At 70.6% G+C, this 22,657-nt stretch carries 27 protein-coding genes and 1 riboswitch; of the genes, 13 read left to right on the top strand and 14 right to left on the bottom strand.

Translation table 11 applies throughout. The annotated features are described in order from the left end of the window. Window positions 1-4: 4 nt before the first annotated feature. Window positions 5-955 carry a glucosyl-3-phosphoglycerate synthase gene (locus OG624_RS18885; RefSeq protein WP_033223625.1) on the bottom strand — a complete coding sequence of 317 codons (951 nt, stop codon included), beginning with the start codon at window positions 953-955 and terminating at the stop codon, window positions 5-7. A gap of 185 nt (window positions 956-1,140) precedes the next feature. Continuing rightward, window positions 1,141-1,298: riboswitch (SAM riboswitch) on the top strand. 17 nt (window positions 1,299-1,315) lie between these two features. On the opposite strand from OG624_RS18885, the gene thrC reads away from it, so the two are divergent. From thrC to groL, 4 genes are all read left to right on the top strand, one after another. Beyond that, entirely contained in the window at window positions 1,316-2,590 is a 1,275-nt protein-coding gene (gene thrC, locus OG624_RS18880) for a threonine synthase (RefSeq protein WP_033223627.1), read from the top strand. 35 nt (window positions 2,591-2,625) lie between these two features. Beyond that, on the top strand, window positions 2,626-2,904 hold the full coding sequence (locus OG624_RS18875) for a MoaD/ThiS family protein (protein WP_033223628.1): 279 nt from the start codon (window positions 2,626-2,628) through the stop codon (window positions 2,902-2,904). Window positions 2,905-3,345: 441 nt separating this feature from the next. Then, the gene (locus OG624_RS18870; RefSeq protein WP_030009783.1) at window positions 3,346-3,552 is read left to right on the top strand and encodes a cold-shock protein; all 207 of its coding nucleotides are present in this window, start codon (window positions 3,346-3,348) and stop codon (window positions 3,550-3,552) included. Window positions 3,553-3,877: 325 nt separating this feature from the next. Then, on the top strand, window positions 3,878-5,500 hold the full coding sequence (gene groL / locus OG624_RS18865) for a chaperonin GroEL (RefSeq protein WP_033223630.1): 1,623 nt from the start codon (window positions 3,878-3,880) through the stop codon (window positions 5,498-5,500). Between the two features lie 98 nt (window positions 5,501-5,598). Here groL and OG624_RS18860 read toward each other — a convergent pair whose 3' ends face one another. After that, complete coding sequence (locus OG624_RS18860; RefSeq protein ID WP_033223631.1) at window positions 5,599-5,934, bottom strand: helix-turn-helix domain-containing protein; 336 nt, start codon at window positions 5,932-5,934, stop codon at window positions 5,599-5,601. Beyond that, on the bottom strand, window positions 5,931-6,308 hold the full coding sequence (locus OG624_RS18855) for a type II toxin-antitoxin system RelE/ParE family toxin (RefSeq protein WP_033223632.1): 378 nt from the start codon (window positions 6,306-6,308) through the stop codon (window positions 5,931-5,933). Before OG624_RS18855 ends, OG624_RS18860 begins: the two co-directional genes overlap by 4 nt. Before the next feature lie 113 nt (window positions 6,309-6,421). Here OG624_RS18855 and OG624_RS18850 point away from each other — a divergent pair, with 113 nt between their 5' ends. The 3 genes from OG624_RS18850 (at window position 6,422) to OG624_RS18840 (ending at window position 9,519) form a co-directional block, all read left to right on the top strand. Continuing rightward, window positions 6,422-7,033 carry a phosphoribosylanthranilate isomerase gene (locus OG624_RS18850; protein ID WP_033223633.1) on the top strand — a complete coding sequence of 204 codons (612 nt, stop codon included), beginning with the start codon at window positions 6,422-6,424 and terminating at the stop codon, window positions 7,031-7,033. A gap of 276 nt (window positions 7,034-7,309) precedes the next feature. After that, the gene (locus OG624_RS18845; protein WP_033223634.1) at window positions 7,310-8,050 is read left to right on the top strand and encodes an SDR family oxidoreductase; all 741 of its coding nucleotides are present in this window, start codon (window positions 7,310-7,312) and stop codon (window positions 8,048-8,050) included. 38 nt (window positions 8,051-8,088) lie between these two features. After that, on the top strand, window positions 8,089-9,519 hold the full coding sequence (locus OG624_RS18840) for an outer membrane protein assembly factor BamB family protein (RefSeq protein WP_078909477.1): 1,431 nt from the start codon (window positions 8,089-8,091) through the stop codon (window positions 9,517-9,519). A 16-nt stretch (window positions 9,520-9,535) separates the two neighbouring features. Here the strand turns inward: OG624_RS18840 and OG624_RS18835 are convergent, their stop codons facing one another. Next, window positions 9,536-9,919 carry a hypothetical protein gene (locus OG624_RS18835; protein ID WP_033223637.1) on the bottom strand — a complete coding sequence of 128 codons (384 nt, stop codon included), beginning with the start codon at window positions 9,917-9,919 and terminating at the stop codon, window positions 9,536-9,538. Between the two features lie 46 nt (window positions 9,920-9,965). Next, window positions 9,966-10,325: a protease inhibitor I9 family protein gene (locus tag OG624_RS18830; protein ID WP_033223638.1), complete on the bottom strand. Its 360-nt coding sequence runs from the start codon at window positions 10,323-10,325 to the stop codon at window positions 9,966-9,968. Window positions 10,326-10,692: 367 nt separating this feature from the next. Here OG624_RS18830 and OG624_RS18825 point away from each other — a divergent pair, with 367 nt between their 5' ends. Next, window positions 10,693-11,874, top strand: a complete 1,182-nt coding sequence (locus tag OG624_RS18825; RefSeq protein ID WP_033223639.1) for a S8 family peptidase — start codon at window positions 10,693-10,695, stop codon at window positions 11,872-11,874. On the opposite strand, the gene OG624_RS18820 is transcribed toward OG624_RS18825, so the two are convergent. Both OG624_RS18820 and OG624_RS18815 read right to left on the bottom strand, forming a co-directional pair. Further along, the gene (locus tag OG624_RS18820) at window positions 11,858-12,124 is read right to left on the bottom strand and encodes a DUF397 domain-containing protein (protein ID WP_161290046.1); all 267 of its coding nucleotides are present in this window, start codon (window positions 12,122-12,124) and stop codon (window positions 11,858-11,860) included. The genes OG624_RS18825 and OG624_RS18820 overlap by 17 nt on opposite strands. Next, window positions 12,108-12,944, bottom strand: coding sequence for a helix-turn-helix domain-containing protein (locus tag OG624_RS18815; RefSeq protein ID WP_161290043.1), 837 nt, complete (start codon window positions 12,942-12,944; stop codon window positions 12,108-12,110). The genes OG624_RS18820 and OG624_RS18815 overlap by 17 nt, the downstream gene beginning before the upstream one ends. A 116-nt stretch (window positions 12,945-13,060) precedes the next feature. Between OG624_RS18815 and OG624_RS18810 the strand changes: the two genes are divergently transcribed. Further along, window positions 13,061-13,282 (top strand): hypothetical protein, encoded by a 222-nt coding sequence (locus OG624_RS18810; protein ID WP_033223642.1) that lies wholly within the window; start codon window positions 13,061-13,063, stop codon window positions 13,280-13,282. Then, on the top strand, window positions 13,279-13,794 hold the full coding sequence (locus OG624_RS18805; protein ID WP_371639616.1) for an amidase: 516 nt from the start codon (window positions 13,279-13,281) through the stop codon (window positions 13,792-13,794). The genes OG624_RS18810 and OG624_RS18805 overlap by 4 nt, the downstream gene beginning before the upstream one ends. Window positions 13,795-13,797: 3 nt before the next feature. Here OG624_RS18805 and OG624_RS18800 read toward each other — a convergent pair whose 3' ends face one another. Beyond that, window positions 13,798-14,001, bottom strand: coding sequence for a hypothetical protein (locus OG624_RS18800; protein WP_161290040.1), 204 nt, complete (start codon window positions 13,999-14,001; stop codon window positions 13,798-13,800). 140 nt (window positions 14,002-14,141) lie between these two features. Between OG624_RS18800 and OG624_RS18795 the strand changes: the two genes are divergently transcribed. Next, complete coding sequence (locus tag OG624_RS18795) at window positions 14,142-15,581, top strand: hypothetical protein (RefSeq protein WP_371639615.1); 1,440 nt, start codon at window positions 14,142-14,144, stop codon at window positions 15,579-15,581. A 7-nt stretch (window positions 15,582-15,588) separates the two neighbouring features. Here the strand turns inward: OG624_RS18795 and OG624_RS18790 are convergent, their stop codons facing one another. The 5 genes from OG624_RS18790 to OG624_RS18770 form a co-directional block, all read right to left on the bottom strand. Beyond that, on the bottom strand, window positions 15,589-16,179 hold the full coding sequence (locus OG624_RS18790; RefSeq protein ID WP_161290035.1) for a GNAT family N-acetyltransferase: 591 nt from the start codon (window positions 16,177-16,179) through the stop codon (window positions 15,589-15,591). 26 nt (window positions 16,180-16,205) lie between these two features. Further along, the gene (locus tag OG624_RS18785) at window positions 16,206-16,592 is read right to left on the bottom strand and encodes a hypothetical protein (RefSeq protein WP_266352276.1); all 387 of its coding nucleotides are present in this window, start codon (window positions 16,590-16,592) and stop codon (window positions 16,206-16,208) included. Between the two features lie 17 nt (window positions 16,593-16,609). Continuing rightward, the gene (locus OG624_RS18780; protein WP_033223649.1) at window positions 16,610-18,112 is read right to left on the bottom strand and encodes a PTS transporter subunit EIIC; all 1,503 of its coding nucleotides are present in this window, start codon (window positions 18,110-18,112) and stop codon (window positions 16,610-16,612) included. A 73-nt stretch (window positions 18,113-18,185) separates the two neighbouring features. Continuing rightward, window positions 18,186-19,148 carry an N-acetylmuramic acid 6-phosphate etherase gene (gene murQ, locus OG624_RS18775; protein ID WP_371639614.1) on the bottom strand — a complete coding sequence of 321 codons (963 nt, stop codon included), beginning with the start codon at window positions 19,146-19,148 and terminating at the stop codon, window positions 18,186-18,188. Window positions 19,149-19,173: 25 nt separating this feature from the next. Continuing rightward, complete coding sequence (locus OG624_RS18770) at window positions 19,174-20,016, bottom strand: MurR/RpiR family transcriptional regulator (protein WP_051763542.1); 843 nt, start codon at window positions 20,014-20,016, stop codon at window positions 19,174-19,176. A gap of 253 nt (window positions 20,017-20,269) precedes the next feature. Here OG624_RS18770 and OG624_RS18765 point away from each other — a divergent pair, with 253 nt between their 5' ends. Together OG624_RS18765 and OG624_RS18760 are read left to right on the top strand one after the other, a co-directional pair. Further along, a complete protein-coding gene (locus tag OG624_RS18765) occupies window positions 20,270-20,644 on the top strand; it encodes a hypothetical protein (protein ID WP_033223652.1) in 375 nt (124 codons plus the stop codon). A 7-nt stretch (window positions 20,645-20,651) separates the two neighbouring features. Next, window positions 20,652-20,921 (top strand): DUF4031 domain-containing protein, encoded by a 270-nt coding sequence (locus OG624_RS18760; protein WP_030387344.1) that lies wholly within the window; start codon window positions 20,652-20,654, stop codon window positions 20,919-20,921. Window positions 20,922-20,930: 9 nt separating this feature from the next. On the opposite strand, the gene OG624_RS18755 is transcribed toward OG624_RS18760, so the two are convergent. Next, window positions 20,931-22,199 carry a serine hydrolase domain-containing protein gene (locus OG624_RS18755; protein WP_244290884.1) on the bottom strand — a complete coding sequence of 423 codons (1,269 nt, stop codon included), beginning with the start codon at window positions 22,197-22,199 and terminating at the stop codon, window positions 20,931-20,933. Window positions 22,200-22,657 lie beyond the last annotated feature (458 nt).

The following is a 22,657-nucleotide window of genomic DNA, read 5'->3' as shown; positions in this document are numbered from 1 at the left end:
TCCCTCACGCCACGCGCCGCAGTGCGTACTCCTCGATGCCCGCCATCGGCGGCCGTTCCTCGGTGTCCACCGGGTACGTCCGCGGTACGAAGCCCTCCGGCCCGCGCTCGAACTGCGTGAGCTCCGGCCGTACGAGGTGCCCGCGCGACAGCCGTACCTGGGCGGTGCGGTAGATCGCCGCGGCCATCCGGCCCAGCGCCTGCCCGTCCTGGTGGCGGTGGAGCCGTACGCCCACGTCCACCTGGGCCAGCGCGTCCAGCCCGACCGTGTGCAGCGCGTCGACCAGCAGGCCCAGCTCGACGCCGTACCCGACGGGGAACGGCAGCCGTTCCAGCAGGGAGCGGCGTACGGCGTACTCGCCGCCCAGCGGCTGGACGAAGCCGGCCAACTGCGGCCAGTGGAGGTTGAGGAGGGGGCGGGCGACCAGCTCGGTGACCCGGCCGCCCTGGCCGGGGGTGTCGCCGAGCGGACGGTCGTACATCGCCTTGACGAAGTGCACGTCGGGGTCGGTCAGCAGGGGTCCGACGATCCCGGACACGAAGGCGGCGGAGAAGTCCCGCAGGTCGGCGTCGACGAAGCAGACGATGTCCCCATGGGTGGCCAGCAGCGAGCGCCACAGCACCTCGCCCTTGCCGGGCAGCGCCGGGAGGCGGGGCAGGATCTCGTCGCGGTGCACCACCCGGGCGCCGGCCTTCGCCGCGACCTCCGCGGTGCGGTCGGCGGAGCCCGAGTCGACGACGACCAGTTCGTCGACCAGGGGGACCGGCAGTCCCTCGATCAGCTCACGCCGCACGACCTCGACGATCGCGCCGACGGTCGCCTCCTCGTCCAGCGCGGGCAGCACGACGCTGACCGTGGTCCCGGCCGCCCGTTTCCGGTCGAGCAGCTGGTCGAGCGGTCGGTCGGCGGCGGACCAGGAGCGGTCGGCCAGCCAGCGCTCCACCTCTTCCAGCACCCTCAGCACTCCCTGCGTGTCGGCGATATTCGCCCTTATGTGATCCATCTCGCGGTTCGGACGCCTGTCTCAACAGCCCGAGCCTTCGGTTACAGTCTTGAACAACGCGAAGGACCACCGCATGCCGGGGGTCCCCGCGCACAAACGCACCGGCGCGCCACAGAGCGCGTGTGCCGGTGCCATACCGCTCATCCAGAGGGGCAGAGGGACACGGCCCGTTGAAGCCCCGGCAACCCTCCAGTCGGTTCTCGCGATCGCGCAGCAGCGCTCGTCAGCGAGGTCCCCGGCTAGGGAAGGTGCCAATTCCGTCTCATGGCGAAGTGCGCCATGGGGAAGATGAGGAGAAAGGGCCTCGCCATCATGGCTGCACAGACTGTCGCCACCTCTGTTGATCTCGGACCTGCCACCGGCCTTTCCTGTCGCGAGTGCGGTACCCGCTTCGACCTCGGCCCCATCTTCGCGTGCGCCGAGTGCTTCGGACCGCTGGAAGTCGCCTACGACCTCCCGACCGGTGACCCCGAAGCCCTGCGCGCCGCGATCGAGGCCGGCCCGAACAACATCTGGCGCTACGCGCCGCTGCTGCCGGTCCCCGCGGACGTGGCGTCCAAGCCCAGCCTGAACCCCGGCTTCACCAAGCTCGTGGACGCGGCCAACCTGGCCAAGGAGCTGGGCATCACCGGCAAGCTCTACGTCAAGGACGACTCCGGCAACCCGACGCACTCCTTCAAGGACCGCGTCGTGGCCATCGCCGTCGAGGCCGCCCGCGCCTTCGGCTTCACCACCCTGTCCTGCTCCTCGACCGGCAACCTGGCCGGCGCCGTCGGCGCCGCGGCCGCCCGTGCCGGCTTCCGTTCCTGCGTGTTCATCCCGCACGACCTGGAGCAGGGCAAGGTCGTCATGGCCGGTGTGTACGGCGGCGACCTGGTCGGCATCGAGGGCAACTACGACGACGTCAACCGCTTCTGCTCCGAGCTCATCGGTGACCCGCTGGGCGAGGGCTGGGGCTTCGTCAACGTCAACCTGCGCCCGTACTACGGCGAGGGCTCCAAGACGCTCGCGTACGAGATCTGCGAGCAGCTCGGCTGGCAGCTGCCCGACCAGATCGTCATCCCGATCGCGTCCGGCTCGCAGCTGACGAAGATCGACAAGGGTCTGCAGGAGCTCATCAAGCTCGGCCTCGTCGAGGACAAGCCGTACAAGATCTTCGGCGCCCAGGCCGAGGGCTGCTCCCCGGTGTCCACCGCCTTCAAGGCCGGTCACGACGTGGTCCGCCCGCAGAAGCCGAACACCATCGCCAAGTCCCTCGCGATCGGCAACCCGGCGGACGGCCCGTACGTCCTGGACATCGCCCGGCGCACCGGCGGCTTCGTCGAGGACGTGAACGACGAGCAGGTCGTCGAGGCCATCAAGATCCTCGCGCAGACCGAGGGCATCTTCGCCGAGACCGCGGGCGGCGTGACCGTCGGCGTGACGAAGAAGCTCATCGACAACGGGCAGCTCGACCCGACGCTGACCACCGTCGTCCTCAACACCGGTGACGGCCTCAAGACCCTGGAGGCGGTGGCCGCGGACAGCGGACAGACCGCCACCATCCGCCCGAGCCTGGACGCGTTCCGCGCCGCCGGCCTCGCCTGATCTCCCCTCCGCTCTCCCGGAAAGGCAGTAGCGCCATGAGCGTCAACGTCCGCATCCCCACCATCCTGCGCACCTACACCGGCGGCGTCGCCGAGGTCCCGGCCGAGGGCGCGACCCTCGCCGAGGTCATCGAGTCCCTGGAGAAGAACCACCCGGGCATCGCCGCGCGCGTCCTGGACGACCAGGGCAAGCTGCGCCGCTTCGTGAACGTCTACGTCAACGACGACGACGTGCGCTTCGAGGGCGGGCTGCAGGCGGCGACGCCCGACGGCGCCGGTGTCTCGATCATCCCGGCCGTCGCCGGCGGTTGCTGATCCTCGGATCGCCCGGATCCCCCGGATCGCCCGAATTCTCCTGGGCGTCTTCCAGGTGACACGCGCAAACCGAAATTGCCCCCTCCGCTAAAAGCGGAGGGGGCAATTCTGCTTGATTGGGCACGGTAGGGTTGGGGAAGTCCCCTCCGCTGTTCTTGCCCGCCGCATATGAACGGGCCGCGTGAGGGTCGACATCGGGCCAACATGCGAGTGCGGTATGGGGCTTTGGCGAGATATGTCAGGCCCGAGTTGCCCGGGAGTATGGCAAATTTTCACTCTATTTCAATGTTTCTCTGTGTCCAGAATTCTCATCGGATTGACCTGTTGCAGACAGCATCCGCGCAGATACATTCAGCCTCGGTCGACGCGTTCCGACGCAAGTTCTGACCCGGGATCGTGAAGTGCGTTCCTGCGCAAGGGCCAGTAATAGGGGAGTTAGGCATGGCTCAGGGCACCGTCAAGTGGTTCAACGCGGAGAAGGGCTACGGCTTCATCGCGGTCGACGGTGGTGCGGATGTGTTCGTCCACTACAGCGCCATCCAGATGGACGGGTACCGCACCCTTGAAGAGGGTCAGCGGGTCGAGTTCGAGATCTCGCAGGGCCAGAAGGGTCCGCAGGCGGACATGGTCAAGCTCGCACTCGGCTAGTCCTGGAGCGATCGACCACCGACGCACAGTCTTCATCGAAGACCTGGAACACCACGAGGGGCCCACATCCTGGACACGGGATGGGGGCCCCTCGTGCGTAGGCCCGGTAGTGGCCAGGTGTTGCCCCAAGCCGCTTGCACTCGGGGGGGTCGAGTGCTAATCATTGGCGTTAGCACTCTCCTGGTGAGAGTGCTACTGAAACGAGGACCGGGTCGGTGAGGCCCGCAGGGTCCGGTGGGAAGGAACCGCCGGGCACGCAGGCCGTCCGTCGCGGGCGCGGGCGCGGTCCGGAGCAATCCACCGCTGTCCGGGAGGACCACTTCAGATGGCCAAGATCATTGCGTTCGACGAGGAGGCCCGCCGCGGCCTCGAGCGTGGGATGAACCAGCTCGCCGACGCCGTCAAGGTCACCCTTGGCCCCAAGGGTCGCAACGTCGTCCTTGAGAAGAAGTGGGGCGCCCCCACGATCACCAACGATGGTGTCTCCATCGCCAAGGAGATCGAGCTCGAGGACCCGTACGAGAAGATCGGCGCCGAGCTGGTCAAGGAAGTCGCCAAGAAGACGGACGACGTCGCCGGCGACGGTACGACCACCGCCACCGTTCTCGCCCAGGCGCTCGTCCGCGAGGGTCTGCGCAACGTGGCCGCGGGTGCGAACCCGATGGCCCTCAAGCGCGGTATCGAGAAGGCCGTCGAGGCCGTCTCCGCCGCCCTGCTGGCGCAGGCCAAGGATGTCGAGACCAAGGAGCAGATCGCTTCGACGGCCTCCATCTCCGCCGCCGACACCCAGATCGGCGAGCTCATCGCCGAGGCCATGGACAAGGTCGGCAAGGAAGGCGTCATCACCGTCGAGGAGTCCCAGACCTTCGGTCTGGAGCTGGAGCTCACCGAGGGTATGCGCTTCGACAAGGGCTACATCTCGGCGTACTTCGCCACCGACATGGAGCGCATGGAGTCGTCCCTCGACGACCCGTACATCCTGATCGTCAACTCCAAGATCGGCTCGGTCAAGGACCTGCTGCCGCTCCTGGAGAAGGTCATGCAGTCCGGCAAGCCGCTGCTGATCATCGCCGAGGACGTCGAGGGCGAGGCGCTCTCCACCCTCGTCGTCAACAAGATTCGTGGCACCTTCAAGTCCGTCGCCGTCAAGGCCCCGGGCTTCGGTGACCGCCGCAAGGCCATGCTCGGTGACATCGCCATCCTCACGGGCGGCACGGTCATCTCCGAGGAGGTCGGCCTCAAGCTGGAGAACGCCGGTCTCGACCTGCTCGGCCGCGCCCGCAAGGTCGTCATCACCAAGGACGAGACCACCATCGTCGACGGTGCCGGTGACAGCGACCAGGTCGCCGGTCGCGTGAACCAGATCCGCGCCGAGATCGAGAACTCCGACTCGGACTACGACCGCGAGAAGCTCCAGGAGCGCCTCGCGAAGCTGGCCGGCGGCGTGGCCGTCATCAAGGCCGGTGCCGCGACCGAGGTCGAGCTCAAGGAGCGCAAGCACCGCATCGAGGACGCCGTTCGCAACGCGAAGGCGGCCGTCGAGGAGGGCATCGTCGCCGGTGGTGGCGTGGCCCTGCTGCAGGCCTCCGCGGTCTTCGAGAAGCTGGAGCTCGAGGGTGACGAGGCGACCGGCGCCAACGCCGTGAAGCTCGCGCTGGAGGCCCCGCTCAAGCAGATCGCCGTCAACGGTGGTCTCGAGGGTGGCGTCGTCGTCGAGAAGGTGCGCAACCTCCCGATCGGTCACGGCCTGAACGCCGCGACCGGCGAGTACGTCGACATGATCGCCGAGGGCATCATCGACCCGGCGAAGGTCACGCGCTCCGCGCTGCAGAACGCCGCGTCGATCGCCGCGCTGTTCCTGACGACCGAGGCCGTCATCGCCGACAAGCCCGAGAAGGCCGGTGCCCCCGCGGGCGGCGGCATGCCGGGTGGTGACATGGACTTCTGATCGACCTCGGCTCCGGCCACCGGTTGATCGGCTGTTCTCGAACGAGGGCGGCACCCCGCAAGGGGTGCCGCCCTCGGGCGTTTCCGGAACCAGGCGCCTCAGGCGGCGGGGCGTGCGGTGAAGGTGACCTCTTCGTGGTCCTCGTCCAAGGCGATGGTCAGGCCGGCGTCCAGAGCGTGCGCGAGGCGGCGCAGCAGGGGCAGCGTCGGTACCGCGTCGGCGCCTTCCACACGGGAGATCTTCGCCTGGGTGAGTCCGGCCCGCTCGGCCAGCTGGGCCTGGGACAGTCCCAGCGCCTTGCGCCGCTCGTAGACGGCCTTGGCGAAGGCCATGGCCAGCCGGATCTCGGCCCGCTCGGCCCGTACCTCGGCCGATTCGACGTACCCTCGCGCGGCCGTCCTCTCGCGGGTCAGCTTCCAGCGGGTGTGGTTCATGACGCGTTCCCTTCGTTGCCGCGGCTGTACGTCGTGTGGGCCGGGCCGTGCTCCGTCCGGCACACGATACGGGCGCTCACCGCGCGGCTCACCTGGCCCTGCTCGTGCGGTCGCGTCTTACGGAAGACGGTGAGCAGCACGATTCTGCGCCCAGGCGCGAACCAATAGGTGATCCGCGTGGCCACGCCGTCGAGGGTGGGGCGTAGTTCGTACACCCCGTCGCGAAGCGGGCGAGCGAATGGCATGGGAGTGCGGGTGCCGCAGGCGGCGAGGAGTTCTGCGTACTCCTCGACCTTGTGGTGTTGCTTGTCGGTCAGACCTTCCAGCCAGCTGCGTACTTCGGGCTCCACCTCGATCGCATACAGGTCGTCCATGTTGCGGACCGCATTATGTCGTTGGCGACATAATACGAGCATGGTGCGAGGTGCACACCACTGAGTGAAAGTGCCTGGTGTCGTTGACGTGGAGCGGATGGTTGACTGCTGGCATGACTGATGCGGCGGGCGTGTTCATCAAGATCTGCGGGCTGCGGACCGCGCACGACGTCGACGTGGCCGTGGCCGCCGGGGCCGACGCCGTCGGGTTCGTCTTCGCGCCCGGGAGTCCGCGTACCGTCGACGCCGCCACCGCGCACGAGCTCGCCGCGCGGGTGCCGGACGGGGTGCTGACCGTCGGGGTGTTCCGGGGACAGGCGGTGGCGGAGGTGCGCCGGTTCACCGAGGAGAGCGGGGTGCGCGGGGTGCAGCTGCACGGCGAGGAGGGCCCCGAGGACTTCGCGGCGCTGCGCGCCGAGGGCCGGACCCTGTTGCGGGCCACCGCCGAGCATGTGAAGCGCTGTGGTGAGTACGGCGAGGACCTGCTGCTGCTGGACGCGCCCGACCCGGGCTCCGGCAAGCCGTGGAACTGGGGTGCGGCGGACTTCACCGCGCCCGAGGGGCGGTGGCTGCTCGCAGGTGGGCTGAACCCGGGCAATGTGCGGGCGGCGCTCGCGGCCACCGGGGCCTGGGGCGTGGACGTGTCCAGCGGGGTGGAGCGGGAGCGCGGCGTGAAGTCGCCGGAGCTGATCCGCGCCTTCATCGAGGCCGCCCGGGCGCGCTGACCGGCGGCACACGGTTCGCCGCGCCGGACGTCAGTCGGCGACGCGCCCAGGAGTCGGGCGGCCGGCCAGCAGGGCGACGAGGGCGAAGGCCAGGCGACGGGTCCTCGTGAAGGTCATGGGGGCGGTCCTCTGCGGTGTGTCGGGGGAGTGGCTGGGACTCCATTGCGCCTCGCGCGGATACCCACGTCATGGCGCGCGTATTCGGGGCTTGACGGACCGGAGCACCGTGTTAGGTTAATTCTGTAGTGATCATTACGGAATCTCGCGGGGGACTTCATGAACAGGACAGCGCTGGTCACGGGCGGCAGCCGGGGCATCGGCCGGGCCATCGCCGAGCGGCTCGCCGCCGACGGCGTCACGGTGGTGCTCACCTACGCGAGCGACGAGGCGGCCGCCCTGGAGACCGCCCGGCGCATCACCGAGGACGGCGGCCGGGCCTTCACCCTCCGCGCGGAGCTCGGCAGCCCCGGCGCCGCCGCCGCGCTCTGGGCGGCGTACGACGAGCTGGGGCTGGACGGGGTCGACATCATCGTCAACAACGCGGGCATCGGACTGCCCATTCCGCTCGGCGAGATCACCGAGCAGGACTTCGACCGTGTCTTCGCGGTGAATGTGCGGGCGCCGTTCTTCGTGGTGCAGGAGGCACTCGGGCGGCTGCGCGACGGGGGCCGGATCATCAACATCTCCAGCGGCGCCGCCCGCATCGCGATGCCCGAGATCCTCGCCTACGGGGCCACCAAGGGCGCGCTCGACACCCTGACGCTGAACCTCGCCAAGGCCCTCGGCGCCCGCGGCATCACCGTGAACTCGGTCGCCCCCGGCATTGTCGACACCGACGTCAACGCCGGCTGGCTGCGCGGCAACGCCGAGGCCGAGGCGCACGCCGCCTCCCTCTCCGCGCTCGGCCGCGTCGGCCGCCCCGAGGACATCGCGGACGTCGTCGGATTCCTCGCCTCCGACGCCGCTCGCTGGGTGACCGGGCGTGTGGTCGACGCCACCGGAGGCTCCGCGCTCTGAATACCGACCCCCCGGTTAGGCTGCGGTCGGAGGGGATCATGGACATGGAACGACCGCGGCCGGCACGCCTTTTGGGCCACCTCGCGTTCACCGCGGCCGCCGCGTTCGCCGCGGTGGCCGCGCTGTACCTGATCCTCCTGGCGAAGTCGGTGTTCACCGACGGCCCCGGCCGCGTGTGCGGGATCGACAGCTGCCCGCGCGGCACGGGCGGCCTCGCACTCCTCGCCCCGCTGTGCGCCGCCGCCGCGTGGCTGTTGTGGCGGACGTCGAGGAAACGCGGCCACGGCCGCACCCCGGTGCCCGTCCGGGTGCTCGCCGGCTGCGTGGCGCTGGCCGCGACGGTCCCCGGCTGGCTGGGCTTCGAGTACGCGCGCGGCCCGCACATGGACCTGTCCGGATGGCAGCAGCCCGTGCATCCGGCGGCCGCCCCGGTCGGCGTCTGGGCGCCCGCGCGCGGAACGCTCGTACGGGCCCGGACCGACGGCCTCGTCGCCTACAACGGTGAGGGCCGCAAGGGTTGGCGGCTGCCCGCCCCGGAGCGCACGCCGCTCTGCGCGCTCAGTCGGACGACCCCGTCGGGCATCGGCCTCCTCACCTACGGGGAGAGTCCGGGGGCGTGCGGCTCGCAGGTCGTCGCCGTGGACCTGGCCGACGGCCACGTCGAGTGGACCAGGGACGCCGGCCGGGCGCTGGTGGCCGCGGCCGGCGCGAGCGCCGTCGTGGCCGACCGGGACGCGGTGACCGGCCTCGACCTGCGCGGCGGCGCCGAGCGCTGGCGGGTCCCGATACCCGCCGACTGCACGGTGAAGGCCGTGGACGGCTCGGAGCGACACGCCCTGTACGTGGAGGAGTGCGGCGACTCGGCCCGGATCACGGCCGTCGACTCCGGTACGGGAACCCGCGCTTGGCAGACCGCGCTGCCCACGGCGAGTCGGCTGCGCGAGGTGCGACTGCTGTCCGCCGTCCCGCCCGTCGTACGCGTCACGGAGACGGCCGAACGCGGCATGGACGCGGTGCTGTTGTTCGACGCCGGGGGCCGGCTGCGCGGCTTCGTACCGGCCTCGGGGCCGGCCGGGGACCTGCTCTCCGAGCCGGCCCCGGTGCTGACCGGCGACCTGATGATCACCCCGGTGAAGGAGGGGGAGAAGAACGGCGTGGCCGCCTACTCCCTCACCGACGGCCGTCGCGTCTGGCACGCGGGCGTCGGCGACGAGGTCGTGCGCGGGCTGGCCCCGACCGGCCCGGGCGAGGTCGGCGTGGTGACCTCCGACCGTTGGCGGACGTACCTCTCAAACCACGGCCTGGCCGACGGCGGGCGCCGGGCGGAGCCCGCGGTCCTGCGCGACCTGCCGCTGGGTGAGCGGTTCACCTTCCACCCCGGTCCGCCCGGCTCGTACGTCTTCGTCAACCTGGACCGCAAGGGCCTGCTCCCGCCGACCTTCGACATCGACCCGGTCCTCGGCTGGTGACGGCGGCCGGCCGGGGTCAGGACCCGGCCGCGCGGAAGCGGGCGAGGAGTTCCTGGGCGGGCGGAGCGTCCACGTCGAAGAACTGCTTGACGAGGGCGGCCGGGACCGCCGCCCCGTGCATGCGGACCTCGTGGCAGCTGAAGCAGAACGCGGCCTCGAACAGGACGATTTCGAGGGACTGCTCGTAGCCGCGCACGCTCCATCCCGGTGAGAAGCCGCACCGGTGCTGTCCACTGCCGGGCAGGGTCCCCATCAGCGCCAGGACGTCGGCCACCTCGCTATCGGCCCAGTGGGCGACGGTCTCGCCCGGGTACGGGGCGCCCACCTTCTTCGGCCGGGCGGAGATCCGTACCACCTCGATCAGCGCGGTGTCGGCCAGGACTTCGGCGGGGAGCTGCATGGGGCCCAGTGTCCCCCGCCTCCCCGCCCCGTCGGTCACATGCGCCTCAGGACCCCCACTCCCAGGTGCGGTCGGAGCCCTCGCCGCCGGTGGCCCGGCCGTCCTCCTCGACGGCCTCCACGTCCGGCATCCCCCGCAACTCCTCGACCTGGCCGGGGCTCAACCGGGCGGAGAAGCCGTGCAGGACGGTGCGGTACACGTACACCGGGGTGGCACCGACCCGGTCGGCCACCTCCGCCGGGTCGACGTCCCCCCGCACGCTGACGATGTACGTGGCGTGGTCGGCGGGCGCCGTGTGCGGTACGGGTTCCCGCACGGCGGCGGTGGCCGCGGCCGCGGGCAGGACGGCGACGGTGGCCAGTACGGCGACGGCCACGGGCAGGACTCGCTTCAGGGGGATGCGCATGGACCGAGGCCATCATGGGTGAGGGGGCCGGTCAACGAGGCCCAGGGGTGTGGCGGGTGCACGGCGGGCAGCGGCCGCGCGCTCCCTGATCCGGGGGCGGGGCGTACGGGTGAATCTCGCACCGGATTCCCGGTCTCGGGCCGAGCGGGCCGCAGCCCGGACGACACAAGGGGACAACCCTTTCTGCAGCTGCTGCGACACGGCGTGTTGACGCGGCGATCGGACGCTCGGCCAGGTGGAGGCGATGGTTCAAGCCGCGCCGAGGGGCCGCCCGATGTAGAGGAGGGCCGCACCCGCGGAGGACTCCAGGTCGCGGGGGCGGCTCCTCCACGCCGACCTTCATGAAGCACGTCAGGGAGCTCCTTCCATGCGTCTGCTCGCCCGTCTGGCCACGGCCCTTCTCGTCACCGTCACCCCTGTCGCGGCCGCCACCGCCTCCGCCGCGGCCCCGGAGCCGACCCCGGCACCGCTGCTCACCGCCGCGAACCCGATCCCCGAGAGCTACATCGTCACGCTCGACAAGTCCGCGAGCCCGGCGAAGATCGCGGCGTCCCTCGGGGTGAAGGCGAAGTTCACCTACAGCTCGGCGCTGAACGGCTTCTCCGCGACCCTCACCGATAAGCAGCTGCAGGCCGCCCGGCAGACGGCGGGCGTGAAGTCCGTGGCACAGGACGCCCTGGTCACCGCCCCGCCGGCGCCCGCGTCCGGCGTCGCGACCAAGGCGCCCTCGAACTCCTGGGGCCTGGACCGGATCGACCAGCGGCACCTGCCGCTCGACAACGAGTTCAGCCCCAACACCAACGGCCAGGGCGTGACGGCGTACATCCTCGACAGCGGCATCGACTTCCGGCACACCGAGTTCGACGGCCGCGCCCGTGCCGGCTTCGACGCGATCGGCGACGGCCGCAACGGCGCGGACTGCAACGGCCACGGCACGCACGTCGCGGGCACGGTCGGCGGCGAGACCTTCGGCGTGGCGCACAAGGTGAGCCTGGTCAGCGTCCGGGTCCTGGGATGCGACGGTCGGGGCCCCTGGTCGGGGATCATCGCGGGCCTGGACTGGGTGGCCAACAACGCCCGGCAGCCGGCCGTCCTGAACGCCTCGCTGGGAGGTGACCGCTTCCAGCCGGTCAACGACGCCACGAACGCGCTGTTCAACCGGGGCGTGCTGCCGATCGTCGCGGCGGGCAACGACAACATCGACGCCCGCCGGGTCTCGCCCGCCTCCACGCCCAACGCGGTGACGGTCGGCGCGACCAACCGCTTCGACCAGGAGACCGACTTCTCCAACTGGGGCGAGATCCTGGACCTGTACGCCCCGGGCCAGGACATCATCTCGGCGCGGAACGGCGGCGGCAGCGTGTCGCTGAACGGCACCTCCATGGCGGCGCCGCACGTCGCCGGGGTGGCGGCCCTCTACAAGGCCGCGCACCCGACCGCGAGCCCGACCGAGGTGGCGAACTTCCTGAAGAACGAGGCCACCGAGGACGTCATCCAGAACCTCAGCGACAACGGCCCCGACAAGCTGCTGTTCACGAACGGTCTCTGACCGACCCCACGAAGGCGGCCCAGGCCTGCGCGTGGAACACCACGTGCGGGCCTTCGGGCCGCTTGGAGTCCCGGACGGGCACGAGGTCGGGGTGGCCATCGGCCACTTCCAGGCAGTTGCCGCCGCTTGCGTCGCTGTACGTCGACTTCCGCCAGGTGGCCATCTCCAGGCAGCTGCCCCCGCTACCGTCGCTGTAGCTGGATTTGCGCCAGATAGCCGTCGTCAGGTCGTAGTCAGGCGTGCTGGTCATGTTCGTAATCCTCCGCCACGGACTCGATCAAGGCCAGGGACTTCCGCGGGGAAAGCGCGTTGGCCGTGAGGAGATCGTAGGTCAGCGTGTGATGAGCGACTGTCGCCGGATCGTCGAAAAGGAGCCCTGTTCCCATGCCCTCGACGTAGGAGAGCGGGGGAGCGTCGTCGAACGACATCAACTTGATGGCGCCCCCCATGGCCGCATGCAAGCCAGCGCTAAAGGGCAATACCTGAACGATGATGCGGCGGGCCCGCATCAGACTTGCGATGTGGCGCAGGGCCTCGACCCGGACGGCTGGGTTGCCCCCCGCGCGGCGCAGCACCGCCTCGTCGAGGACGCACCACAACAAAGGGGTTGTTGGCTGGTTGAGCAGTGCCGCGCGGGCCAGTCGGTTCGTGACGAGTTCGTCGATCCTCTCCTCTGTTGCAGTCGGATGCCCGGCCTGGAACACCTCCCGCGCGTAAGCCTCCGTCTGGAGCAGTCCAGGGATCAGCTGCGGGGCGTACTCCCGGATTTCCCTTGCCCGAGCCTCTGCTTCGGCTGCCTCCGCGAAGTGGTCCGGGTACTTCGACTCGGCTGCTGCCTCACAGTTGCGGAGGAAGAAGCCTCCTGTATCGAGGATGTCGTCGATCTGGCGGGCGAAGTCGAGGTGCATGCGGCGTGTGCCGGCTTCGAGCTGACCGATGAACGACCCGCTGACGAAGAGCCGTTCGCCGAGTTCGGCCTGGCTCAGGCCCGCGCGTTCGCGCGCTACGCGCAGCTCCGCGCCCAGCAGGGCGCGGGGTGACGAGGAGGGATCGAGGTTCTTTCGTGGCATGGCAACTCCCTGAGCAACACGTGCGGTTGTTGCGGGGTCCGCACTTGAAAGGCTAGTGAGCGCGTCGCCACTCTGTGTGAAGAAGTTGAATACTCAGAGTAGAAAGGTGACATGTCATGGTGCTCTCCCCACAGGAGCGCATGCAGGCGGCCGAGGAGGCCGTCCAGCAGCTGCGGGAATCGCTCGCCGGGGTCGGGGTGCTGTTCCCCTCGCTCGACGTGGAGCGGGTCTCGGCCGCCGGTACGTACGGTCTGCCGCTGGTCGACCTGGGCCGCTGCAACCTGGACACCGCCCTCCGGCTTGCCGCCGTCCTGCACGAGCGGGCGGGGGGCTCGTGAGCGAGTCGGTGGAGGCGGTGAACTTCGCCTTCGAACTCGGTTGGAAGCTGCGCGGCCTGGAGACGGCGCTCGCCCCGCGCGGGGTGTGCGGGCCCGAGGCCGGGGACCCGAAGCCGCCTCCGCCGTCGGGATGGCAGCGGTTCACGCTGGTGCACTGCCCGCTGGAGGGCTATCCGGGGTTCGACGATCCGCGCTACGAGGGGCTCAGGGCGGCCCCGCCGCAGGGGTGCGCGGTGGAGGACTTCGGCGGGTGCCTCGGGCTTCGGTGCGAGCGTCCGGGCGGGCGGCTCCTCGACGCGGTCGCGGAGCTGTGCGCGGAGATCCGTACCGGGTACGGGCTGCTCATGACCGGCCTCGGCATCGACAAGCTGTGGGAATGGTCCGAGGACGGTACGGACGGTTGGGGCGCCGAGATCGTCGGCCAGCTCCTGCTGATGTCGGCCGAGCGCGCCCCGAGGCTCGGCTACGAAGTCGATGACCTGGCGCGGTTCCTGCGGACCGCGGCCTGCTGAGCCTCAGCTCTTGGTGATGAGTTCGCCGTCGTGCTCGCCGCCTATGCAGGTCCACTGGCCGGTGGCGGAGTCGTACTCCACCGCCCCGCCGGCGGCGGTGCACGTCGCCCCGGGGATGGCCGGCGCGGCGGCCTGCGCGACGGGGACTGCAGCGCCGAGAGCGGCCAGTACGAGGGCGGCGGCGAACGCGGGGATTCGGGTACGCATGAGGGCTCCTCCGGGATCGGGTGACACCGATACGTCCATCACCCACCCTCGCTCTGTGGCGCGGCGCTTGCACGCCGGCGGGGGGCGCACAAGGGGGCGCACGAGAAGCGCCCTTCGTGGTCGGGGGGCAGGCTGGTGTTATGGCGAACACACGTGAGGTGACCGTGGGAGCGCCGGATGACCTCGGCTTGCGGGAAGTTCTGATCGACGGTATCTCGGTGGGCGGGGTCTGGTCCGACAAGGAACTCAGGAGACTCCTGAGCCGTGAAGGTGTGGCGGACGGAGACCCTGTCCAGTGGCTCGGCGGGGACGCCACCGTCTGGCCGGACCGGGCGTGGATGCGACGAACCACCGGATTCTTCGTGGCCGTAGGTCTCCTCGCAACCTCGTATTCGCTCTTCCGTATCGGCATCGCGGACAGCGGTAGTGCCCTGACCTATGGCGGACGCATCGCGGGACTCACCATTCTCCTGGTGGCTGTGACGGTGCTGATCGCCGCTGCAGCCGCTGTCGATTTCTGGGAAACGCGGCGATGGCGCTACTCGGGCGTGGCTGTACTGCTCGGAGTGGTGATCGCCCTGTTCTGTGGCATCTCCGTCCTCCTCCTGCAGATCGGCGAGCGTTTCACCGCCAGCACCGTCATCGGTATAGCCCTCGTGGTCTGGTCTTCGATCGCCCTGCTCGAGCTGGTCAAATCTCGGGCGGCGAAGGGTCTCCGTATTCCCAAGAACATTGCGATCGGGGTCATCGTTTCCACCCTTCTGGCCTCCGCCAACCTGGCGTATGCGCAGATCTATGTTCCCTATGTGACGACGCCGCTGATCCAGACCGGGGCCGAGTTCAGGGAATCGAACATGGACAAGGGGTCGGCGAAGCTGTACGTGACGGTCCATCTGTTTGTGAGGAACGCAGGTCAGGTGCCTGTCTATGTCCTGGGTAGTACCTACTGGATCCGCGGCGAGTCGGCGAAGAGCAGACCGGACGAGAACTCAAGGCCCGAAGTGATCTACGACGGAGAGTTCGTCAAGCCGGACGGTCACGTGCTGAATCCAGGAGAAGAGGTCGCCCAGGACGCGGTCATCGAAGTGAAGAATCCCGGTCATCGCAAGTATGAGGCGATCACTGCTCAGAGCGAGGTGTACGTGATCAGGAAAGACAGAATGAAAATGACCGGGAACTATGAGAACGCCAGATTGACGGGCAAGACGCTCAGAGACTCCTTGAAGGACGGGGATCCCCCCAATCCGCAATACAAGTTTCGGACTGCGATCTCGAACAGCAGTGAAATTCTGAACGTGACCCGCGGTCCCCAGTGCGTAACGGTGTGGAGGCTGGGCGGTAGGGCGCCTACGGTCATTGTGGACGTGTCCCCGCCGGACAAACGGTTCCGGTTCAATCCCGAGGAACCGCCGCTGGATCAGACGGCCATCGAACGCTATGGGCTCTCGCAGGTCCGTGGCTCCATGGCGCAGACGCCCTACCCGGAACTTCTGGAGAAGGCCGGCGCCAAGGGACAGGGCGAGGCCCCGACCCGGCCCTCGACTCCCACCCCGCCCACGCCCCCACCCCCGGCCCTGTGACCCCCTCTCACACCGGGGGATCGGTGCGCAGGCGGGCGTGCAGGTGCTCGTCGTGCCAGCCGTCCGCGTGCAGGAGCGCGCCGCGCATGGTGCCCTCCAGGGGGTAGCCGGCCTTGGTCGCGATGGCGCAGGAGGCCGGGTTCGCCACGGAGTGGGTGATCCGTACGCGCTGCAGACCCAGGTCCTCGAAGGCCCAGCGGCTGACGTGTTCGGTGGCCGGCACCATGACCCCGCGGCCGCGCCCGGCGGGCAGCAGCCAGTAGAGGATCTCGCCGCTGCCGCCCGCGAGGTCGAGGTCGCCGATGCCGATGAGCCCGACGGCCGGGCCTCCGCCCGCGGGGGCGACGGCCCAGATCGCGGCCTCCTCGTCCTGCCAGCGTGCGTGCCAGCGGGCGATCCGTTCCTCGGCCTCGGCCGGGGAGAGCGGGGCGGGCCGGTTCCAGTGCCGGATGTCCGGGTCGAGGCAGGACTCGACGAGCGCGGGGACGTCGTACGCCGCCCAGGGGCGCAGCAGCATGCCGCCCGGCAACGCGAACTCGGGCTGCGGCAGGGCGCGCATCCGACCGGCGGGGACCACGGGAGCTATGGAGTTGATCATGTCTGCATCATGGCGGTCCTGCGGCGTCATCGCGGTACCGCGGCGCGCATGCGCATGCGGAGGAACAGCGCGTACGGCGAGTCCGAGGCGAAGGTCTGGCGGTGCAGCGGCTCCGGGACCTGCGGGCCCCAGAGCCAGGCCATGTCGCAGCCGTAGCAGAACGCGGCTTCGTACAGGGGCGGCTCGGCCGGGTCGGCGTACGCGCGCAGGCCCCAGCCGGGGGCGAACCCGCACAGCGTGAGGTCGGCGGCGGGCATCTTCCGTACGGCCGTGAGCATCTCCGTGACGGCGGGACCTTCCCAGTGCCCCACGACGGGCCCGGTCATCGGGCCGCCGTGGTGCTCGGGGCCGGCAGTGATGCGTACGACGTCGATGCGGGTCGTGGCGGCGACGGCTTCGGCGGGGAGCAGCATCCGCACAGCATCCCGTCCTAGGCGGGGACCCGTTCCTTCGGGGGTGCTTCGGTGGCGGTGGTGGGGTCCGGGCCCGGGTCGGTGTCGAGGTCGGCCAGCATCTGGCGGGTGAAGCCGAAGAAGTAGGTGGCGACGAAGCCCACCAGGTAGCCGACGAGCAGGCCGCCCGCGTAGATCGCGAGGGTGATGCCCGCGCCGGCGCGGCCGTCGAGCAGCGGGAACAGGGCCCAGCCGGAGGGGCCGATGGCGGTGGAGCCGAAGGCGACGCCCAGTTGGTGGAAGAGGCCGACGAAGGCGCCACCGGCCGCGCCGCCGATGCAGGCGGTGACGAAGGGGCGGCCCAGTGGCAGGGAGACGCCGTAGATCAGCGGTTCGCCGATGCCCAGGAAGCCGGCCGGGAGCGCGGACTTGACGGTGGCGCGGATCGAGGCGTTGCGCGGGAGGCGGTAGTAGACGGCGATGGCCGCGCCGACCTGGCCCGCGCCCGCCATGGCGAGGATGGGCAGCAGGACGGTGTAGCCGTCCTGCTCGATGAGGGTGGTGTGGATGGGGATCAGGGCCTGGTGCAGGCCCAGCATCACGAGGGGGAGGAAGAGGCCGCCCAGGACCAGGCCCGCGAAGGCGCCGCCACCGGCGAGGAGCCGGTTCGCGAAGGTGCCGATGGCGGAGGAGGCCTCACCGGCGAGGTACATCAGGCCGAAGAGGGTGACCAGGCCCGAGATCAGCACGGTGAGGGTGGGGGTGATCAGGACGTCCAGGGCCTCCGGCACCCAGCTGCGGCACCACTTCTCCACGTACACGGCGAGGAGGGCTGCGGCCAGCGCGCCGAGGACGCCGCCCTGGCCGGGCTTGAGCTCCAGGCCGAAGGCGTCGATCTTCGCGACACCCGGGAAGACGATGATCGCGGCGACCGCGCCGCCCAGGACGGGCGTACCGCCGAACTCCTTGGCCGTGTTGTATCCGACGAAGACCGCGATCAGGGACATGAAGCCGGACGCGATGGCGGCGAGGGCGGGGACGACGGCGGGCACCCAGCCGAGGTTGGTCAGCAGGCCGTTCAGCCCGGCGATGATCCCGCAGCCGATCAGGGCCGGGATCAGCGGGACGAAGATGTTCGCGATGCGGCGCAGGAACAGCTTGAAGGGCGTGGCGTTCCGGGCTTTCTGAGCCTCCTTCAGGGCCGCGCCCTGAGCGGCGAGGTCGCCCGCGGTGATGCCGCCGGAGGGCGGGGCGGACGGGGCGGCCGCCGGCGCGGCCGAACGGGCCTCCTCGACGAGTGCCTCGAACTCCGGGGTCACGCGGGCGACGGCGCCTGGGCCCAGCACGATCTGGTAAGTGTCGTCCTCGACCACGCCGAGCACCGCGGGCAGTGCGCGCAGGGCCTCGTCCTGGACCAGCGAGCGGTCGCGCAGCGAGATGCGTAGGCGGGTCATGCAGTGCGCGATCGAGGTGATGTTGTCCGGGCCGCCGACCAGCGGAAGGATCGCGGCGGCGGTGGCGCGGTTCTTGTCAGTGGACATGTGGATCGCCTTGGCTCGGGGGCGGATCGGGTCGGGTCGACTCAGGTCGGGTCGGGGTCAGGTCGGGTCGGGGTCAGGTCGGGTCGGGGGCAGCGCGGGTGGGTGCGGGCGTGGTCAGGGCGAGTTGGAGGGCGGCGCGCAGGTGGCCCCGGGAGGCGGCGAGCAGTTCGGCGGCCGTGGGGCCGTCGACTCCGCCGAGGACGACGAGGACGGCGTTCTTGACCTCGCCGCCGGTGGTGGTGAGGGCGGCCTCGATCTCCTCGTCGGGTGCGCCGGTGGCCAGCGCCACGATGCGGCGGGCGCGGGCGCGCAGCTTCTCGTTCGAGGAGCGCATGTCGACCATCAGGTTCCCGTAGGTCTTCCCGAGGCGGATCATCGTGATGGTCGAGATGAGGTTGAGGACGAGCTTCTGGGCGGTGCCGGCCTTCAGGCGGGTGGATCCGGTGAGGAGTTCGGGTCCGACGACGACCTCGATGCCGTGGTCGGCGGCCGCGGCGAGGGCGGATCCGCTGTTGCAGGAGAGCCCGACGGTGAGCGCGCCGCGGGTACGGGCGAACTCGACGGCGCCGATCGCGTACGGGGTGCGGCCGGAGGCGGAGATGCCGACGACCGTGTCGAGCGGTCCGATCTCCAGGGCGGTGAGGTCCTCGGCGGCCAGCTCCTTCGAGTCCTCGGCTCCCTCGACCGACCTGACCATGGCGGACGGGCCGCCCGCGATCAGGCCGACCACGTCGGCGGGGTCGGTGTTGAAGGTGGGCGGGCACTCGCTGGCGTCCAGCACGCCCATCCGGCCGGCGGTGCCGGCGCCCGCGTAGACCAGCCTGCCGCCCTGGGCCATCCGCTCGGCGATCGCGTCGACGGCGGCGGCGATGTGCGGGAGCTGTGCGGCGACGGCGGCCGGGACGGTGGCGTCCTCGGCGTTCATGGTGCGGGCGATGTCGAGGGTGGGGAGACGGTCGATCTCGGCGAGTTCCGGGCGGAAGGCCTCCGTGGTGAGGGTGTCCAGCTGGGCGCGGAGTTCTGCGTGGGCGGTCATGTGGCCGGCTCCCGTGCGGTGTGGGTCAGCGGGTGGTGTGGCGGTGGGTGAGGGCTTCGTAGGAGGCGGCCAGGGCGGGGGCGGCGGTCTCGTAGGTCTGTTGCGCGACGCCGACGAAGAGGCAGTCGACGACGAGCAGTTGGCTGGTCCGGCTGGACATGGCGGCCGGGCGCAGCTGGGTCTCGCGGGCGGCGGAGGTGGCCAGTACGAGGTCGGCGTGGCGGGTGACGGGGCTGTTCGGGCGGCCGGTGAGGGCGACGGTGGTGGCACCACGTTCGAAGGCGGTGCGCAGCGGTTCGATCACGTCGCCGGTGGTGCCGGAGTGGGTGATCGCGACGGCGACGTCGCCGGGGCGGAGCTGGACGGCGCCCGTGACGGCCAGGTGCGGGTCGCTGTGGGCGTGGGCGACGAGGCCGATGCGCAGCAGCTTCTGGGCGAGGTCCTGGCCGACGAGGGCGGAGGCGCCGATGCCGTAGATGTCGATGCGGCGGGCGGTGGCGAGCGCGGTGACGGCGGCGGCGAGCTGGGTCAGGTCGAGGGCGGCGGCGGTGTCGGTGAGGGTCTGCGCCTCCTCGTGGGCCAGTTTGGCGACGACGTCCGCGAGCGGGTCGTCGACGGCTATGTCGACGGTGACGGCGGGGGCGGTGCCGGATTCCTGCTGGGCGGCGAGGGCGGCGAGCGCGAGGCGCAGGTCGCGGTAGCCGGGGTAGCCGAGCAGGCGGGCGGTGCGGACCACCGTGGCCTCGCTGGTGCCGGTGTGCTCGGCGAGGGCGGAGACGGTGAGCCGGGCGCAGCCGGCCGGATCGGCGGCGACGGCTTCCGCGACGGCCTGTACGGAGCGGGTCATGGTGGGGCCGAGGCTGCGGATCCGGGCCCGGAGGACGTGCGGCGGGGGAGCCGGGAGGGCGCCTTCACCGGGGGCTGCGGCGGGGCCTGCGGCGGGGCCTGCGGCGGGGCCTGCGGCGGGGCCTGCGGCGGGTACGGGCGGGCGGTTGGCGGTTTCCTTCGCGTTCTGGCTCACCCTTGAAATTTATTTTCAGGTCCAGGTCCGGTCAATACGCCATTGGGCCTGCGGAAAGAGGGCCTTCATCGCCGGGCCCTCGCGGGTCCACAATGGGCGCATGGACCACGCGACCCCCCTGGAACAGGCGCTGCACGTCGCCCGTGCCCTCGTTCTCGCCGATCTCGCCGCCGGTGAGGTCGCCGATGCCGATGTCGTCTCCCTCGTCGAGGACTCGGTCACGCACCGCCGGTGGTGGGTGGAGCAGTGGCCGGAGGGTGTCGACTACCTTGCCGGACTCGTCGCTCAGGACGTGAAGGACGCGCTGCTGGAGAAGTACGGACGATGGCCGCTGTGCCCGGTGTGCAACCACGGCGAGCCGCACGCGCTGGACGTGGAGCCGGAGCTGGGACCCGACCCGCACTGGGTGTGCTCGGAGGCGGGCGTGAAGGTGGCCGCCATCGGCGGCCTGGGCCCGGTCCTCGGCCTCCGGTGAGCCGCCGGTGACCGTCTACATCGACCCGCCGACCTGGCCGGGTCACGGCCGCATGTGGTCGCACCTGGTCAGCGACGTCTCGTACGAGGAGCTGCACGCCTTCGCGGCGGGCATCGGCTGTCCGCCGCGGGCCTTCGAGCGGGACCACTACGACGTGCCCTCGTACCGGTACGCGGACGCGGTGGGCGCCGGCGCGGTGGAGATCGGCAGCAAGGAACTGGTGCGCCGCCTCACCGCGGCGGGCCTGCGCCGCCCGAAGGGCCGACCGGCCGCCTAGGGCGTGTGTCTACGAGCTCGGGGCCGGCGTGGGCGGCGTCGACGGGGTGGACGGGGTGGACGGTTCCGGGACGGTGTTGGGCTGGGCCGCCGGCGGGAGGCCCCAGACGTGCTCCGGAGTCACGATCTTGGTGACCGTGTTGGCGATGAGGGAGCTCAGGTTGCCGAACTTCCCGTCGACGTCGGAGTTCACCACGATCACCATGGTGGCGCGGGCCTGCGGGAGCCGGACGGCGATGGTCTCGTACCCGGGCAGCTCGCCGTTGTGGCCGATCCAGCCGTCGAGCTCGGCGATGCCGAGCCCGTAGCCGATGTCGGGGTGCCCGGTGGGCAGCATGCGCACCCGCTGGGCCTGGGTGGCGGGCTCCAGCAGGCGGTCGCCGTCGGGCAGCTTGCCGGTGACCAGGGTCGGGACCCAGGAGTGCAGGTCGTCCATGGTGGAGATCATCGCGCCGGCCGCCCAGGCCCAGGACGGGTTCCAGGTGGAGGCGTCGACGGTCGCGCCGTCCGGGGTGAAGTTCGTGTAGCCGTGCACGAACGGGGAGGCGATCTCCGCGCCGGTCGGCAGCGAGGTCGCGTCCAGGCCGGCCGGTTCGAGGACGTGCTGCTCCAGGTAGGTGTGCAGGGGCTGTCCGGCGACCTTCTCCACGAGCAGGCCGAGCAGGACGGTGTTGGTGTTGGAGTACTCCCAGCGCGTGCCCGGCGGGAAGTTCGCGGGGTGCCTGAAGGCGGTGTCCAGCAGCTCCTGCGGGGTCCAGGCGCGGTGCGGGTCGGCCTTGTAGGCGGCCAGCAGGCGCGGGTCCTCGGTGTAGTTGTAGAGGCCGCTGCGCATGTCGGCGAGCTGCCGGACGGTGATCTTCCCGCCGCCGGGCACGCCGTCGAGGTACGTCGAGATCGGCGCGTCGAGCCGTACCTTCCCGTCGTCCACGAGCTGGAGGACGGCGGTGATGGTGAAGGTTTTGGTGACGCTGCCGATGCGGGTGTGCATGTCGGTCTTGATGGGGACGCCGGTGGCCTTGTCGGAGGTGCCGAAGGCACGCACGTAGGGATCCTCGCCGTCGATCCACAGGCCTACGCCGACCCCGGGGATGTCGGCCTTGCGCATGGCCGCGGTGATCGCCTCGTCGAGCTGCTCGGCCACCACCGGATCGATGTCGACCCGACCCGGCGGCGCGGCCGCGGGAGCCTGGCCCGCGCACAGCGCGGTCAGCAGCAGCGAGGCGGCTGCCAGGACGGTGGGCGTCCGGTACCGGCCCATGAAGGATCCCCTCTGACGCACGTCCCCGAGCGTTCCGCAGCTCCCCGAGCGGACCTTCCCATCGTAGGAACCCGACTCCGGGGCGGCGACCGGGACCGGGCGTCCGTCGGAGACCGAGCCGGGGACCGGGACGGGGGTCGGTGTCAGGCCCTGTCGGGCGGAGCGGAAGCTTCGAGGACACGGTCCTGGCCGCCGCCCGACCGTACGGGCCGAAGCCGTCCCGCCGCACCACCTGACCTGCGGACATCGCTCGCACACCGGAGCCCGCCCGGTGGGACTCCGGTGGCAGGGACGATCCCAGGATTCAAGACACGGGAGTCAAAGCACCACACCGAACCCCACCCCTACCGCCCATGGAGCACGGCTCACTCGCCTGAGTGAAAAACACCAACTTGGCTGGCTTCGGGGAGGGTTGCCTGATCTACGCTCAGCGCGACACACCACACCGCTGACATACGTCGGCCCCCGCCGGGACTGCA

The organism is Streptomyces virginiae, from assembly GCF_041432505.1.
Lineage (GTDB): Bacteria > Actinomycetota > Actinomycetes > Streptomycetales > Streptomycetaceae > Streptomyces > Streptomyces virginiae_A.
Note: the sequence above shows the minus strand (reverse complement) of the source record. Positions and strands in the feature narration are given on the sequence as shown.

What these genes read in the sequence shown, in the direction of transcription:
- OG624_RS18765 (WP_033223652.1), top strand. Translation starts at nt 20,270, where the DNA reads ATGGACCACGCGACCCCCCTGGAACAGGCGCTGCACGTCGCCCGTGCC.
- OG624_RS18800 (WP_161290040.1), bottom strand. Translation starts at nt 14,001, where the DNA reads ATGCGTACCCGAATCCCCGCGTTCGCCGCCGCCCTCGTACTGGCCGCT.
- OG624_RS18825 (WP_033223639.1), top strand. Translation starts at nt 10,693, where the DNA reads ATGCGTCTGCTCGCCCGTCTGGCCACGGCCCTTCTCGTCACCGTCACC.
- OG624_RS18845 (WP_033223634.1), top strand. Translation starts at nt 7,310, where the DNA reads ATGAACAGGACAGCGCTGGTCACGGGCGGCAGCCGGGGCATCGGCCGG.
- OG624_RS18860 (WP_033223631.1), bottom strand. Translation starts at nt 5,934, where the DNA reads ATGAACCACACCCGCTGGAAGCTGACCCGCGAGAGGACGGCCGCGCGA.
- thrC (WP_033223627.1), top strand. Translation starts at nt 1,316, where the DNA reads ATGGCTGCACAGACTGTCGCCACCTCTGTTGATCTCGGACCTGCCACC.
- OG624_RS18855 (WP_033223632.1), bottom strand. Translation starts at nt 6,308, where the DNA reads ATGGACGACCTGTATGCGATCGAGGTGGAGCCCGAAGTACGCAGCTGG.
- OG624_RS18780 (WP_033223649.1), bottom strand. Translation starts at nt 18,112, where the DNA reads ATGTCCACTGACAAGAACCGCGCCACCGCCGCCGCGATCCTTCCGCTG.
- OG624_RS18830 (WP_033223638.1), bottom strand. Translation starts at nt 10,325, where the DNA reads ATGCGCATCCCCCTGAAGCGAGTCCTGCCCGTGGCCGTCGCCGTACTG.
- OG624_RS18795 (WP_371639615.1), top strand. Translation starts at nt 14,142, where the DNA reads ATGGCGAACACACGTGAGGTGACCGTGGGAGCGCCGGATGACCTCGGC.
- OG624_RS18810 (WP_033223642.1), top strand. Translation starts at nt 13,061, where the DNA reads ATGGTGCTCTCCCCACAGGAGCGCATGCAGGCGGCCGAGGAGGCCGTC.
- OG624_RS18850 (WP_033223633.1), top strand. Translation starts at nt 6,422, where the DNA reads ATGACTGATGCGGCGGGCGTGTTCATCAAGATCTGCGGGCTGCGGACC.
- murQ (WP_371639614.1), bottom strand. Translation starts at nt 19,148, where the DNA reads ATGACCGCCCACGCAGAACTCCGCGCCCAGCTGGACACCCTCACCACG.
- OG624_RS18870 (WP_030009783.1), top strand. Translation starts at nt 3,346, where the DNA reads ATGGCTCAGGGCACCGTCAAGTGGTTCAACGCGGAGAAGGGCTACGGC.
- OG624_RS18785 (WP_266352276.1), bottom strand. Translation starts at nt 16,592, where the DNA reads ATGCTGCTCCCCGCCGAAGCCGTCGCCGCCACGACCCGCATCGACGTC.
- OG624_RS18835 (WP_033223637.1), bottom strand. Translation starts at nt 9,919, where the DNA reads ATGCAGCTCCCCGCCGAAGTCCTGGCCGACACCGCGCTGATCGAGGTG.
- OG624_RS18790 (WP_161290035.1), bottom strand. Translation starts at nt 16,179, where the DNA reads ATGATCAACTCCATAGCTCCCGTGGTCCCCGCCGGTCGGATGCGCGCC.
- OG624_RS18875 (WP_033223628.1), top strand. Translation starts at nt 2,626, where the DNA reads ATGAGCGTCAACGTCCGCATCCCCACCATCCTGCGCACCTACACCGGC.
- groL (WP_033223630.1), top strand. Translation starts at nt 3,878, where the DNA reads ATGGCCAAGATCATTGCGTTCGACGAGGAGGCCCGCCGCGGCCTCGAG.
- OG624_RS18840 (WP_078909477.1), top strand. Translation starts at nt 8,089, where the DNA reads ATGGACATGGAACGACCGCGGCCGGCACGCCTTTTGGGCCACCTCGCG.
- OG624_RS18815 (WP_161290043.1), bottom strand. Translation starts at nt 12,944, where the DNA reads ATGCCACGAAAGAACCTCGATCCCTCCTCGTCACCCCGCGCCCTGCTG.
- OG624_RS18820 (WP_161290046.1), bottom strand. Translation starts at nt 12,124, where the DNA reads ATGACCAGCACGCCTGACTACGACCTGACGACGGCTATCTGGCGCAAA.